Source organism: Mesorhizobium sp. P160187, assembly GCF_057766425.1.
The window spans coordinates 1335672-1349665 of sequence record NZ_JBYMDX010000005.1; the positions used below are offsets into that span (position 1 = coordinate 1335672).

General features: G+C 63.4%; 10 protein-coding genes. 4 read left to right on the top strand and 6 right to left on the bottom strand.

The genetic code is table 11. From position 1 onward, the window contains the following. Nucleotides 1–34: 34 nt before the first annotated feature. From rnd to AC3CCE_RS31310, 3 genes are all read right to left on the bottom strand, one after another. Nucleotides 35–1186, bottom strand: a complete 1152-nt coding sequence (gene rnd / locus AC3CCE_RS31300) for a ribonuclease D (protein WP_023682426.1) — start codon at nucleotides 1184–1186, stop codon at nucleotides 35–37. A 75-nt stretch (nucleotides 1187–1261) separates the two neighbouring features. After that, a complete protein-coding gene (locus AC3CCE_RS31305) occupies nucleotides 1262–2506 on the bottom strand; it encodes an MFS transporter (protein ID WP_023750462.1) in 1245 nt (414 codons plus the stop codon). 104 nt (nucleotides 2507–2610) lie between these two features. After that, nucleotides 2611–3816, bottom strand: a complete 1206-nt coding sequence (locus AC3CCE_RS31310) for an MFS transporter (RefSeq protein ID WP_023697474.1) — start codon at nucleotides 3814–3816, stop codon at nucleotides 2611–2613. Nucleotides 3817–3928: 112 nt separating this feature from the next. Here AC3CCE_RS31310 and AC3CCE_RS31315 point away from each other — a divergent pair, with 112 nt between their 5' ends. Both AC3CCE_RS31315 and aspS read left to right on the top strand, forming a co-directional pair. After that, entirely contained in the window at nucleotides 3929–4687 is a 759-nt protein-coding gene (locus AC3CCE_RS31315; RefSeq protein WP_352513184.1) for a DeoR/GlpR family DNA-binding transcription regulator, read from the top strand. A 130-nt stretch (nucleotides 4688–4817) separates the two neighbouring features. After that, nucleotides 4818–6605 carry an aspartate--tRNA ligase gene (gene aspS / locus AC3CCE_RS31320; protein WP_023682421.1) on the top strand — a complete coding sequence of 596 codons (1788 nt, stop codon included), beginning with the start codon at nucleotides 4818–4820 and terminating at the stop codon, nucleotides 6603–6605. Between the two features lie 230 nt (nucleotides 6606–6835). On the opposite strand, the gene AC3CCE_RS31325 is transcribed toward aspS, so the two are convergent. Then, nucleotides 6836–8026, bottom strand: a complete 1191-nt coding sequence (locus tag AC3CCE_RS31325) for a hypothetical protein (protein WP_023705086.1) — start codon at nucleotides 8024–8026, stop codon at nucleotides 6836–6838. A 404-nt stretch (nucleotides 8027–8430) separates the two neighbouring features. Between AC3CCE_RS31325 and parC the strand changes: the two genes are divergently transcribed. Both parC and AC3CCE_RS31335 read left to right on the top strand, forming a co-directional pair. After that, nucleotides 8431–10683 (top strand): DNA topoisomerase IV subunit A, encoded by a 2253-nt coding sequence (gene parC / locus AC3CCE_RS31330; RefSeq protein ID WP_352513182.1) that lies wholly within the window; start codon nucleotides 8431–8433, stop codon nucleotides 10681–10683. A gap of 281 nt (nucleotides 10684–10964) precedes the next feature. Continuing rightward, complete coding sequence (locus tag AC3CCE_RS31335) at nucleotides 10965–12179, top strand: AI-2E family transporter (RefSeq protein WP_352511391.1); 1215 nt, start codon at nucleotides 10965–10967, stop codon at nucleotides 12177–12179. On the opposite strand, the gene AC3CCE_RS31340 is transcribed toward AC3CCE_RS31335, so the two are convergent. Together AC3CCE_RS31340 and AC3CCE_RS31345 are read right to left on the bottom strand one after the other, a co-directional pair. After that, the gene (locus AC3CCE_RS31340) at nucleotides 12167–13063 is read right to left on the bottom strand and encodes a DMT family transporter (RefSeq protein WP_023829426.1); all 897 of its coding nucleotides are present in this window, start codon (nucleotides 13061–13063) and stop codon (nucleotides 12167–12169) included. The two genes, AC3CCE_RS31335 and AC3CCE_RS31340, sit on opposite strands and share 13 nt — an antisense overlap. 120 nt (nucleotides 13064–13183) lie before the next feature. Continuing rightward, nucleotides 13184–13948: an arginyltransferase gene (locus AC3CCE_RS31345; RefSeq protein WP_023682417.1), complete on the bottom strand. Its 765-nt coding sequence runs from the start codon at nucleotides 13946–13948 to the stop codon at nucleotides 13184–13186. Nucleotides 13949–13994 lie beyond the last annotated feature (46 nt).

The following is a 13994-nucleotide window of genomic DNA, read 5'->3' on the forward strand; positions in this document are numbered from 1 at the left end:
AGGGTCGCTCCGCGCAGCGGAGCGGGGTGGGGGTCTACAAATCGAACACCGCGATCTTGCGCTTGTCAAACTTGATGCCGATTTCGCCGCGCACCAGCTTCAGTGCGGCTTCGCCGAACACGGCGCGTCGCCAGCCCTGCAGGGCCGGCACGTCGGCATCCTCGCCCTCGGCGGCGATGCGGTCGATGTCGTCGCTGGACGCCAGCACTTTCGAGGCGACGCCTTCCTTCTCGGCGACGATCCGCAACAGCACTTTCAACAGCTCGGAGGCGGCATTGGAGCCCTCGGGCGGCTGAAAGCTCTTGGGCAGCTTCGGCATCTCTTCGCGGGGCAAAGCGAGCGCCGTGTTGACCGCGCCGAGCAATGCGGTAGCCGTCGACGAACGCTCCCAGCCTTTCGGCGTCGTGCGCAGCTTGCCAAGGGCTGCCGCATCGCGCGGCGCCTGCTGGGCGACCTCGTATATGGCGTCGTCCTTGAGCACCCGGCCGCGCGGCACGTCACGCTCGCGCGCCTCGCGTTCGCGCCATGCCGCCACCGTCTGCACGATCGCCAGCTCCTGCGGCTTGCGCAGCCGCATCTTCAGCCGCTTCCAGGCGTCTTCGGGGTGCGGATCGTAGGTTTCGCGCGAAGTCAGCACCTCCATTTCCTCGTTCAGCCAATGGGCGCGGTTTTCCCGCTCCAGTTCGGCGCTGAGATGCTTGTAGACGTCGATCAGATGGGTGACGTCGGCCAAGGCATAATCGAGCTGCTTGTCGGACAGCGGCCGGTGGCGCCAGTCGGTGAAACGCGATGACTTGTCGAGCCGTGCGCCGGTGATGCGCTGCACCAGCTGATCGTAGGAGACGCTGTCGCCGAAGCCGCAGACCATGGCCGCGACCTGGGTGTCGAACACCGGATGCGGCACCAGATCGCCGAGATGGACGATGATTTCAATGTCCTGGCGCGCGGCATGGAAAACCTTGACCACCGCCTCATTGGCCATCAGCCGGAAGAACGGGGCGAGGTTGATGTCGGGCGCCAGCGGGTCGATCAGCGCGGTGACGCCGGGCGCCGCCATCTGGATCAGGCACAGAATCGGCCAGAATGTCGTTTCGCGGATGAATTCGGTGTCGACGGTGACGAAATCCGACTTTTCAAAAGCGGCGAGAACGGACTCGAGCTCATTTTGGGTGGTGATGACGTGCATCAAATCGCTTTTTAGTAACGGGTAAGGTTCTCTTTCAATTTCAGCCATGGGCGCTTTCGTCAAGCCGCCCTTCGGTCAAGTATCAGCCGATCCGTCGGAATCGCCATTTCTGCGCGCCAGCCGCGCGAAGACGGTTGATGTGCGCAGCAGCGCCGTGAAGCGGCTGCGCTTGCCCGCCGGCACGCTGCCGCGCACCTGCATGCGGTAGAGAATGACGGCGATGAGGGTAGCGTAGACGACTGCGCTGAAGACAAACAGGGCGCCCGGTCCGAAATGTTGCATCACTGCGGACGCCGCGAAGGGGCCACCAATGGCGCCGAAGGAATAGAACAGCATCAAGGCGGCGTTGATCAGCACGAACTCGCCCTTGTCGGCGCGGTCGTTGGAATGCGCCGCCGACAGCGAATAGAGCGGCATGGCGAAGCTGCCGAAGATGAAGACGATGATCAAATTGAGGGTCGGATCGGCGCCGGCGACGAAGACCAGCGCCAGCGCCGCGAACATGGCGCCGCATGTCGTGGCCAAAAGCACCGCGCGCCGATCCCAGCGGTCGGAGAGGTAGCCCAGCGGATACTGGATGAGGGCGCCGCCGAAGATGCCGACGCTGACGAAGGTGACGACATCGGCCACCGACATGCCGATCTGCTCGGCATAGACCGGCGACAGCGTGCGGAACGCGCTGTTGGTGACGCCGACGCAGATGCAGCCGAAGCAGCCGAGCGGCGAAATCCGCCAGACGCGGGCGAGATCGAGCTTGACGTCTTCCGGCGGCGTCGGGTTGGAGCGGTCACCGAGCGACACCGGAACCAGCGACAGCGTGATCATCATCGACATGATGGCGAAGATGGCAAAGCCGCCGGGGCCGAAGATCGGGATCAGGAACTGCGCGCCGGTTACCGAGCCGATATCGACCATGCGGTAGATGGCGAGCACCCGCGCACGATCCTTGTTTTCGACGCCGGAGTTCAGCCAGGCTTCCATGACGGTGAACAGGCCGGCAAAGCAGAAACCGCCGGCAAAGCGCACCGCGCACCACATCACCGGATCGATCACCAGCACCAGGAGCAGCGTACTGGCCGCGGCGATGGCGGCCAGCGCTGAAAACGTCCGGACATGGCCGACTGCCTTGAGGATGCGGGTGACTGCGAGGCAACCAAGCAGGAAGCCGGCGAAATAGAACGTGCCCATCAGGCCGATGTCGGAGGCCGAAAACCCTTCCTGCGCGCCGCGCAACGCGATCAGCGTGCCCTGCAGCCCGTTGCCGCCAAGCAGGATGCCGGCGGCGATGAGGAGCGGGATCAGCGGGCGGATGGAGGACATACGGAACCGTTGCTTAGGTGGCTCCACAGTTCTGAACCATCGGTGTGGCCAATGCCAGTGGCTTGTCCCGCCGCCAACAGGTGTGTGGCTTCAGGTGCGGCCGTTCAAGCTCCGTCGGCCCTCGCCAAAGCTTCGCTCGCCGGCGCAGGCTTGCCCCGGGCAGCCCTTCGGCCAAGCGAGCCGGCGGTCAGCAGGCTGAGCATGATGAACGGGATGCCGATACCGAAGGCCGAGCGGATGCCCCAATGGTCGGAGACGAAACCGAGCAGCGGCGGGCCGAGCAGGAAGGCGACGAAGGAAATCTGCGACAGCGCCGCGACATTGATCGTCGCGGAGCGGTCCGTCCGCTGGGCTGCCGCCGAGATCGCCAGCGGAAAGAGCACGCTGCTGCCGATGCCCAGCAAGGCAAAGCCCAGCATCGATACGAGCGGGGCAGGCGAGAAGAAGACAAGCAGCACGCCGACCGCCATCGTCGCCAGCAGCACCCGCGCCACGACGCTCGGCGAGTGGCGGTCGACAAAGGAGTCGGCAAAGAAGCGCGTGCTCGCTTGCGAGAATGCAAACAGCGCCACTGTGAAGCCGGCGACGAAAGGGCCCGCATCGAACACGGTGCGCATGTAGATCGCCGACCAGTCGATGCTGGCGCCTTCCATCAGCATCGCCGACAGCGTCACCGCGACGAGGACGAGGATAGGCAGCGTCGGCCGCGCCAGCCTTGGCGCCGTCTCGTCATTGCCGGCGAAGCGGCTCGGCGCCGGTTCGTAACCGCCGAGAAACAGCGCTATTCCTGTCGCCACCATCGGTACGACGATCGCCAGGTGCAGTTGCGGCGATATGCCGAGATGCGCAAGTGCGGCGCCGAACAGGCCGGCGCCGAAAAAGCCGATGCTCCAGAACGAATGCGCCCGGTTCATGATCCGGCGCTTGAGCAGGAATTCGGTTCTGTCGGCCTCGACATTGAGAATGATCTCGACGCTGCCGATCATCAGGCCGACCGGAAACAGCATCAGGAACAGCGCAAGCGGCCCAGGCGCATGCACGGCAATGGCAAAGACAACCGACAAGAGCGGCACCAGCCCGAGCAGCGCGCGGCGGAAGCCGACGCGCTCCAGGATCGGCGCCGCCAGCGTCAGCGCGGTCAAGGTGCCGATGGGCGTCCCGATCAGGCTGAGCCCGAGCGTGCCGTCTCCTATGCCCATGGCATGCTTGATGTCGGGCAGCCGCGGGAAGATTTGGCCCATGGCGAACGAATAGATCGCAAAGCCGGCGTAGACCCGGTGTTGCGGAGCGAGGCGGAGGCCAAAGGTCATGACGATGCTTTCAAGGCAAGAGAGTCGACGGTTGTCACTGTTTGATATCCCTACATCTTGCACAAACATGCAAATCGTGCAAGAACGTGCATGAAGAAAACAGGATCATGCAATGCTGACCGATGAGCGGCATCAAATTATTCGCGATCGCCTGGCCGTCGAGGGAAGGGTGCTGGCCGGCGAGCTGGCAGGCCGCTTCGGCGTTTCGGAAGACACGGTTCGCCGCGACCTCAGGGAGTTGGCCAAGGCCGGGCAGTGCCGCCGCGTCTATGGCGGCGCGGTCGCGGCCGCACCCTTCGCGGCCACGCCGGTCGGCCTGCGCGCCGGCCATGCGGTCGAAGAAAAGACGCGGCTGGCCCGCGCGACCGTGGCACTGCTTTCGCGCGGACAGACCCTGTTCATCGACAGCGGCTCGACCAATGCCGCGATCGCCAGGGCCATCCCGCGCGACATCGATCTGACCGTCGCCACCAATTCGCTCGAAATTGCCTCCGTCCTGTCAGACAACGCTTTGGTCGAACTGATTGTGCTGGGCGGGCGGTTCGACCGCCATCTCGGCGCCTGCGTCGGCGCCGACACGCTTGCCGCTGTCGCGCAACTTGGCGCGGACCTGTTTGTTCTCGGCTCCTGCGGCCTCGATGCGTCGCGCGGCGTCACGGCCTTCGATTCGGCTGAGGCCGAGGTAAAGCGGGCGATGGCCAAGAACAGCGCAGGCATCGTCATCGCTGTAACCAACGACAAGCTAGCCACAGCCGCACCCTACCGGGTCGCCAGGCCAGAGGCGATCCGCCATCTCGTGGTCGAAAAGACCGCGCCGGCCGCAATCCTCGCCGACTTCGAGCGTCAGGGCGCCGAAATCCACTTCGCTTGAACAATGGGCCTGCGCCCGATCGCCCGGCTTGCCTTGACAAATCCGGCCTCCCATGCGCTTTTCGCGCAAATTTTGGACCGTGCTTTGATGCTCGGGCCACAACCCAGCACCCCGGAATTTTGACATGACAATGCATCGTTACCGCAGCCACACCTGTGCCCAGTTGAGAAAGAGCGATGTCGGCTCTTCGGTTCGCCTGTCGGGCTGGGTGCATCGCGTGCGCGATCATGGCGGCCTGCTGTTCATCGATCTGCGCGACCATTACGGCCTGACCCAGATCGTCGCCGATCCGGATTCGCCCGCCTTCAAGGTGGCCGAGACGCTGCGTGGCGAATGGGTGATCCGCGTCGACGGCGAGGTCAAGGCGCGCCTGCCGGACACCACCAACGCCAACCTGCCGACCGGCGAGATCGAGATTTTTGCGCGCGAGATCGAGGTGCTGTCGGCAGCCAAGGAATTGCCGCTGCCGGTGTTCGGCGAGCCCGACTATCCCGAAGACATCCGCCTGAAGTACCGTTTCCTGGACCTGCGCCGCGAGACGCTGCACAGGAACATCGTGGCGCGCACGAAAATCATCGCCGAGATGCGCAAGCGTATGACCGATGTCGGCTTCACCGAATTCTCGACGCCGATCCTGACGGCCTCGTCGCCGGAAGGTGCGCGCGACTTCCTGGTGCCGTCGCGCATCCATCCCGGCACCTTTTACGCGCTGCCGCAGGCGCCGCAGCAGTACAAGCAGCTGATCATGGTTTCGGGCTTCGACCGCTATTTCCAGATCGCGCCCTGCTTCCGCGACGAGGACCCGCGCGCCGACCGTCTGCCCGGCGAATTCTACCAACTCGACCTCGAAATGAGCTTCGTCGAGCAGGACGACGTGCTGTCGACCATGGAACCGGTGATGCGGGGCGTCTTCGAGACTTTCGCCAACGGCAAGCCGGTGACGCAGACATTCCAGCGCATCCCGTACGATGTCGCGATGCGCAAATACGGCTCCGACAAGCCGGACCTGCGCAACCCGATCGAGATGCAGGCCGTCTCCGACCATTTCCGCGATTCCGGCTTCAAGGTCTTCGCCAACATCCTGGCCAACGATCCGAAGGCCGAAGTATGGGGCATTCCGGCCAAGACCGGCGGCAGCCGCGCCTTCTGCGACCGCATGAACTCGTGGGCGCAGGGCGAGGGCCAGCCGGGACTGGGTTACATCTTCTGGCGCAAGGAAGGCGACAAGCTTGAAGGCGCCGGTCCGCTGGCCAAGAACATCGGCGAGGAGCGCACCGAGGCGATCCGTCAGCAGCTCGGCCTTGCCGATGGCGACGCCGCCTTCTTCGTCGCCGGCGATCCGAAGAAGTTCGTCACCTTCGCCGGTGCCGCGCGTACGCGTGCCGGCGAAGAACTGAACCTTGTCGACCGCGAGCGCTTCGAATTGTGCTGGATCGTCGACTTCCCGTTCTTCGAATGGAGCGAGGAGGAGAAGAAGATCGACTTCGCCCACAACCCGTTCTCGATGCCGCAAGGCGGTATCGACGCGCTCAACGGCGACGACCTGCTCGGCATCAAGGCCTTCCAGTACGACATGGTCTGCAACGGCTTCGAGATCGCCTCTGGCGGTATCCGCAACCATTTGCCGGAAACCATGGTCAAGGCGTTCGAGACGGTTGGCCTCGACCGCGCCACGGTGGAAGAACGCTTTGGTGGCCTTTACCGCGCCTTCCAGTATGGCGCCCCGCCGCATGGCGGCATGGCGGCCGGCGTCGACCGTGTCGTCATGCTGCTGGTCGGCGCCAAGAACCTGCGAGAGATCACCATGTTCCCGATGAACCAGCAGGCCTACGATTTGTTGATGAACGCGCCTTCGGAAGCCTCGCCGCAGCAGTTGCGTGATCTGTCGCTGCGTGTCGCGGCAGTGAAGAAGGACTGACGGCAGCGTTGAAGCTGCCCTTTCTCCCCGTCTCTATACGGGGAGAAATGTCCGGCAGGACAATGAGGGGCAGCACGCATGCAGGCGATTGGCGAACGGCCTTAGCAGTTGGCGCCTTCTGACAATCGGTTCAGCATCGAACTACAATTTGCAGGCGTTGGCGCCGCCCCTCATCCGCCTGCCGGCACCTTCTCCCCGTATAGTGACGGGGAGAAGGGGGCGAACTTCGATCAGTCTTCGTTGGCCTTGACGTGGACGCCCAGCGTCTTGGTCAGGTCGGCCGGGTTGGACATGGCGCCGGCCATGATCAGCGCGAACGGCACCGCTGCGGGCGGCTCGGCCGAAATCTCGAGGCTCTTCGGATCGTCGAGATACTTGCTCACCGCGGCCGTCACTTCGGCGGTCAGTTCGGGATTGTTGAGCTGCGCCATGCCGAACGGCACGATCGCCTTGGCCTGGTTGGCGATGTCCTTGCCCGACATGCCCTGCTGCTTGCCGACATACTCAAGCACTTTGCCGGTGAGCGAATCGTCGTCGAAGCGGATCGATGCGCTGTTGAAGGAGAGCTGCTGCAATAGTCCGAGCAGGGCCATGCCTTGCGCCGAATTGTCGGCGCCTTCCGGCTGCGCCGCCATCTTCTTCTGCATCTCCTGCAGCGACTTGACGAAGTCGACCGTGTAGCCGCCGAGGCCGAAGGTCATGCCGAGCGTGCCGGCATTCTCGACCGAGATGTCGTATTTCGACAGGTCCATCTTGCCGTCGCTCGGCTGCCAGGTGCCGCCGATTTCGATATTGCCCGAGATGTTCTGGTAGCCGAGGGCCTCGATGGCTTCCTTGGATTTCGCATCGTCGACCAGGGTCAGGTCGGCGTTGAACTTTTCCGTGGTGGCGGAAAACTCCATCGCCTTGCCGTCGGCCGGCGGCGTGATCTGGACAGCAAGCCCATCCACCGAGAAGGCGGTCTTGTCGGCAACCTTGACCGTCAGGTTTTCGAGTTCGGCCGACTTGTAGATCATCATCGAGCCGAGCGGGCCTGTAGCGCCCTCAGCCGGGATGTTGGCGTCGTGGATGACGAAGGGGGTGAGGTTGAGCGTGACGCCGTCCTTGCTGTGCTGGAAGGCCGAAGTCGTGATGGTCGCGACATCGAAGCCGCCATTGGCTTCGGTCACGCCTTCGAGCTTGACGTCGCCGATCGGCAGCGCCTCCTTTTCGGCCGCCGGTTTGACCGACACGCCCTGCAGCACCATGCTGGAATTGTCGCCGGTAACGCCGGTCCAGGTGATATCGACGCCCTGGACGGCAAGTGCGGCCTTCAGTCGGTCGGCAACCGCCGTGTCTTGCGCAAAGGCGGCATTCAGCGGCAGCGTCAGCAAAAAGGTCGAAAAAGCAAGTTTCTTGAGTGTCGAACGTTGGATTGTCATCGCGAGTTCCCTGAGAGAGTCCTGAAAAAGTGTTTTCTCAATTCTACGCCATCACCATTCCGTGACGAACTGGACGGGAAAAAGGCGCTTTCCCGCAGAGTTGTCGAAAATCACGGCGAAAGGCAAATCGGAGCGGGAGCCTTCGCCCGATGCGGTGAATATGTCATGAAGGTCGGGCTCCCCTGCGTACCGTCTCCTGCCTTAGAGAGGGCGTGTAACAGATTGATGTTGGTTGGCAACAGCACTGCTACCGCTGCTGTTGCACAGGGACGGCAAGGGGGGACATGAAGTCCGTCACATCCATTGTCGGACCTTGAGCCGCCCTCGTCAGCCCAAAGGCTGCAAAGTGCGGATTTCCGCAGCCCCGCCTTGCCGCGAATCACCCGCTCGGCTAGTCCAGCCGCATGGGAAAAAGGATTTTGCCGCCTGAAAATGGCGGCGGTGACCACATCGAACCGGTCGATCTGAAGAAGGCGCTGGAAGAGCGCTATCTCGCCTATGCGCTGTCGACCATCATGCACCGGGCGCTGCCTGACGTGCGCGACGGGCTGAAGCCTGTGCATCGCCGCATCATGCATGCGATGCGGCTGCTCAGGCTCAACCCCGACCAGGGCTTTGCCAAATGCGCCCGCATCGTCGGCGACGTGATGGGCAAGTTCCATCCGCATGGCGACCAGTCGATCTACGACGCGCTGGTGCGCCTGGCGCAGGATTTCTCCATGCGCTATCCCCTCGTCGACGGGCAGGGCAATTTCGGCAATATCGACGGCGATAATGCCGCCGCCATGCGCTATACCGAGGCGCGCATGACCGAGGTGGCGAGCGATTTGCTTGCCGGCATCACCGAGGACGCCGTCGATTTCCGGCCAACCTACAACGAGGAGGACGAGGAGCCCGTAGTGCTTCCCGGCGCCTTCCCGAATCTGCTCGCCAACGGTTCCTCCGGCATTGCGGTTGGCATGGCCACGTCCATCCCGCCGCACAATGCCGCCGAGCTTTGCAACGCAGCGCTGCAGCTGATCGAGCAGCCGGACGCGCCGGTGACAAAGCTGATGGAGTTCGTCCAGGGGCCGGATTTCCCGACCGGCGGCATCATCGTCGACAGCCGCGCATCCATCCTGGAGGCCTATGAGACCGGCCGCGGCGGTTTTCGCGTGCGCGCCAAATGGGGCCAGGAGGATCAGGGCAGGGGCACCTGGAGCATCGTCGTCACTGAAATCCCCTACGGCATCCAGAAGGCCAGGCTGATCGAGAAGATCGCCGAGCTTTTGATCGCGCGCAAATTGCCGCTGGTTGAGGATGTCAGGGATGAAAGCGCCGAGGACGTCCGCATTGTGCTCGTACCGAAGAGCCGTTCGGTCGATCCCGGCATTCTGATGGAATCGCTGTTCAAGCTGACCGAGCTCGAAAGCCGGTTTCCCCTCAACATGAACGTTTTGTCGCGGGGCAAGGTGCCTAACGTCCTGTCGCTGAAGGGCGTGCTGAAGGAGTGGCTCGACCATCGGCGCGATGTGCTGATCCGCCGCTCGAAGCATCGGCTTGGCGAGATCGAGAAGCGGCTGGAAATCCTTGCCGGCTACCTGATCGCCTATCTCAACATCGACGAGGTCATCAGGATCATCCGCGAGGAGGATGAGCCCAAGCAGGTGATGATGGCCCGTTGGTCGCTCACCGACACCCAGGCCGAAGCCATCCTCAACATGCGGCTGCGGGCCCTGCGCAAGCTGGAAGAGTTCGAGATCCGCAAGGAGTTCGACGGTCTCACCACCGAGAAGAAGCAGATCGAGGCATTGCTCGCATCCGACGCCAAGCAATGGTCGACGATCAAATGGGAAGTCACGCAGGTGCGCGACAAGTTCGGCCCCGAGACCGAACTCGGCAAGCGCCGCACCCAGTTCGCCGACGCGCCGGAGCACGATCTGACCGACATCGCGCACGCCATGATCGAGCGCGAGCCGGTCACCGTGGTGGTCTCGGAAAAGGGCTGGCTGCGGGCGATGAAAGGCCATCTGGCCGACCATTCCACGCTCACCTTCAAGGAAGGCGACAGCCTCAAGCTCGCCTTCCATGCCCAGACCACCGACAAGATCCTGGTCTTCACCACCGGCGGAAAATTCTACACCATCGGCGCCGACCGGCTGCCGGGCGGCCGCGGCCATGGCGAACCGATCCGCATCATCGTCGACATGGACAACGACCAGGACATCGTCACCGCCTTCGTCCACGACCCGAAGCGCAAGCTGCTGCTCGTCTCCTACGATGCCAATGGTTTCGTCGTGCCGGAGGAGGAGGTCGTCGCCAATACCCGAAAGGGCAAGCAGGTGATGAACGTCAAGGCGCCCGACGAGGCCAAGGCCTGCGTCCCCGTGTCAGGCGATCATCTCGCCATTGTCGGCGAGAACCGCAAGATGCTGGTGTTTGCGCTCTCCGAAATTCCGGAGATGGGCCGCGGCAAGGGCGTTCGCCTGCAGAAATACAAGGATGGCGGTCTGCTCGACCTGAAACCTTTCACGCTGGAGAGCGGCCTGTCCTGGCAGGATTCCGCTGACCGCACCTTCGTCAGGTCGCGCGAAGAGCTGGCCGAGTGGATCGGCGCGAGAGCGTCGGCCGGACGGATGGTGCCGAAGGGATTCCCGCGGACGGGGAAATTTGGTTGAAGCTGCTGATCTCCCCCCAAGTGGGGGAGATGGCCGGCAGGCCAGAGGGGGGCGCTGTCCCGCCAGCGCATCAAATGGTCATGGCTCGCCACTCGGTCGCAACTCTTGGGTCTTCAATGTCGGGTGCCAGGCTGGCGATCCTTCGCGCCCCCCTCTGTCCTGCCGGACATCTCCCCCACAAGGGGGGAGATTGGCAGCTTCACCAGCCATTTGGACTATCGTCACGATTGCGGCACTATGACAGTCCACAAACGCTGTGTAGGCCGGGGAGAATTGACCGTTTGAAGGAAGCGAAGATCCAGAAGCCGGCACGTCAGCAGCGCCTGTTCGGCCTGTCGACACCGCTCAGAGCCGCCGTCATTCCGCCGCTGTCGGCGGCGCGCTGGCTGTTGGTGCTGATCGTTGCCGCCGGCGTCTATTTCTTCCACGGGTTCCTGTTTCCCGTGCTGGCAGCCCTCGTCATTGCTTTTGCCAGCTGGCCGCTCTACCGCCGGCTGCTTGCCGGTGTCGGAGGCAACCGCACGGTCGCCGCGACGCTCGCCATCCTGTTCATCCTCGCCTTCCTGGTGGTGCCGATAGCGCTTGCCGGCACCTACGCCATCAACGAGGTCCGCGAATGGGTCGGCTGGGCGATCGAAACCAACAGGCACGGTGCGGTCACACCGCACTGGATCACCTCGCTGCCGGTCGTCGGCGAGTGGCTGAACGAACAGTGGATCGACAATTTCGGCCATCCCGGCGGCATCGGCGAGCTGATCCAGCTGGTCAGCGGCGCCAATATCGGCAGCATCTATCGCGGCGTGCTGGCTGCCGGCGGCAGCGCCTTCGGTCTGTTGCTGACGCTGCTGTTCATGATGATCGCGCTGTTCTTCGCCTATCGCGACGGCGCACACTTTGCCGGTCAGATCGACCGCCTCGGCGAACGCATCCTGCCGGCACGCTGGGAGCGGATTTCGCGCGTCGTACCGGCAACGATCTCGTCCACCGTCACCGGCATGACCGTGATCGCCATCGGCGAGGGGCTGGTGCTGGGCATCGCCTACTGGCTGGCCGGGGTGCCGTCGCCGGTGACGCTGGGCGCATTGACCGGCGTGATGGCGCTGATCCCCGGTGGCGCGCCGCTGTCGTTTACGCTTGTGTCGATCTACCTCGCCGCCAGCGGCTCGCCGATGGCGGGTCTGGCGCTGTTCATCTGGGGCGCGGTGGAACTGTTCATCGTCGACAAGACCTTGCGCCCGAAGCTGGTCGGCGGACCGATCAAATTGCCCTTCCTGCCGACCTTTTTCGGCCTGATCGGCGGCGTAAAGACAATGGGCTTTCTCGGCCTGTTCATCGGCCCGGTGCTGATGGCGCTGCTGGTCGCGATCTGGCGCGAATGGCTGCGCGAGGTGGAACTGGCCGAAGACACCGTTCCCGACGCGGCGGCCGAGCTCGAAGGCGGGCCGCCGCAGATCGAGATTGTCGCCGGCCCGGCGAAGAAAAGTCAGGCTGGGTAAGCGACGGCGAGCGCTGCCCGGCGCTTGCGCCCTTCATGCAACTGCCACAGGGAATGGGCAACCAGCGTGACGATCAGGATCACGCCGCCGATCAAGCTGTTGCGCGACGGCGTCTCGGCAAAGATCATCCATATCCAGACCGGCGCCAAAACCGTTTCCAGGAGATAGAACATCGCCACTTCCGGGCCTGAAATGTATTTCGGCCCGTTGGCTAGGCAGAAGAAGGCGAACGGCATGATGACGGCGCCGTTGAAAACGATCCACCATGGCGCCTCCACCTGAAAACCGGTCTTGGAGACCATGAGCGCCGCCAGCCCGAACGGCAGCAGGACGCCGGTCAGCGCGGTGAATCCCATATCCCTGCCGCTGGCGCGTGAAACGGTGATGGCGCAGGCAATCGCCAAGGCCGAACACAGCGCCATCACATCGCCGAACAGATTTCCCGTGCCGACGGAATCGCCGACGATGATCGCGATGCCGACGATCATCAGCGCCATTGCCGCAAGCGTCAGCGGCTGCGGTCGCTCCTTCAGGAACAGCCACGACAGCAGCGCCGAGAACATGGTGGAGAAGGCGAGGATGAAAACCAGATTGGCGGTCGAGGTGTTGTAGACGGCGGTGATGAAGGCGATTGCGCCGAGCCCGTAGAGTGTGGCGACCACGAGCCCCGACCAGCCGGGTATCAGCTGCGGAGCATTCTTGCTGAACGAGCGCCAGATGGCCCATACGATCAGCCCTGCCACGAAGGTGCAGCCGGTGCGCAGCAAAAGGATCGTCCAGGCTTCGCCATGGGCGAGCCGGATCAGGGGAATGTCGATGGTCAGCGCCAGCCCGCCAAGCGCGGTGAGCAGGAGTCCTTTGGTGTGGGCATTGTGAGAGGACATGCAACGGCTTTCGCAATGATTTGAGCAGATGCCGGTCGGCGCAATCGCCCCGCCAACGGGCGGAAGACCAGCATCGTCTCGGCTGAAAATGTTTAGATCAGGATCTGGTAAGAAGAAAAATCAGCGCGTGACCGCTTCGTGGTCGTAGCGTTCCCAGCCCTTCGGGCCGAGATGCTCCTGCGGCATGAAGCGCATTTTATAGTTCATCTTGCGCGAGCCGTTGACCCAGTAGCCGAGATAGACATGGGGCAAGCCCATGGCCCGGGCGCGGGCGATATGGTCGAGGATCATGAAGGTGCCGAGCGAACGGTCCTCGAACTCGGGATTGAAGTAGGAATAGACCATCGACAGGCCATCGGCCATCTTGTCGGTCAGCGCCACGGCGATCAGCTCGCCCTGGCCCTTGCCGGTGATGAATGTGTCGGGGCCGCGGCGCCGGTATTCGATCACCTTGGTGTCGACATGGGTATCCTCGACCATCATGGCGTAGTCGAGCACCGTCATGTCGGACATGCCGCCGCGGCGATGGCGAGCGTCGAGATAGCCGCGAAACAGCGAATACTGCTCGGTCGACGGCTGCGCGTCGTGCATGGCGCCGATCAGATCGGAATTGCGCTGGATCACCCGCTTCATGTTGCGGCTGGCGGTGAACTCCTGCGCCAGGATGCGCACCGAGACGCAGGCGCGGCAGGTCTCGCAGGCGGGACGGTAAGCGATGTTCTGCGAGCGCCGGAAACCGCCTTGCGTCAACAGGTCGTTCATCTCCGGCGCCTTGTCGCCGACCAGATGCGTGAACACCTTGCGTTCGAACTGGCCCTCGAGATACGGGCACGGCGATGGCGCGGTCAGGAAGAACTGCGGCGACTGGGTCGGATGGTGCGTCATCGAACCTTGGGAACACTCCTGCGAATCGCTCTACCTTTGGCTTGGC

Coding starts and splice junctions, on each gene's coding strand:
- AC3CCE_RS31340 (WP_023829426.1), bottom strand. CDS start 13,063: ATGTCCTCTCACAATGCCCACACCAAAGGACTCCTGCTCACCGCGCTT.
- aspS (WP_023682421.1), top strand. CDS start 4,818: ATGCATCGTTACCGCAGCCACACCTGTGCCCAGTTGAGAAAGAGCGAT.
- AC3CCE_RS31345 (WP_023682417.1), bottom strand. CDS start 13,948: ATGACGCACCATCCGACCCAGTCGCCGCAGTTCTTCCTGACCGCGCCA.
- AC3CCE_RS31325 (WP_023705086.1), bottom strand. CDS start 8,026: ATGACAATCCAACGTTCGACACTCAAGAAACTTGCTTTTTCGACCTTT.
- AC3CCE_RS31305 (WP_023750462.1), bottom strand. CDS start 2,506: ATGTCCTCCATCCGCCCGCTGATCCCGCTCCTCATCGCCGCCGGCATC.
- AC3CCE_RS31310 (WP_023697474.1), bottom strand. CDS start 3,816: ATGACCTTTGGCCTCCGCCTCGCTCCGCAACACCGGGTCTACGCCGGC.
- parC (WP_352513182.1), top strand. CDS start 8,431: ATGGGAAAAAGGATTTTGCCGCCTGAAAATGGCGGCGGTGACCACATC.
- AC3CCE_RS31315 (WP_352513184.1), top strand. CDS start 3,929: ATGCTGACCGATGAGCGGCATCAAATTATTCGCGATCGCCTGGCCGTC.
- rnd (WP_023682426.1), bottom strand. CDS start 1,186: ATGCACGTCATCACCACCCAAAATGAGCTCGAGTCCGTTCTCGCCGCT.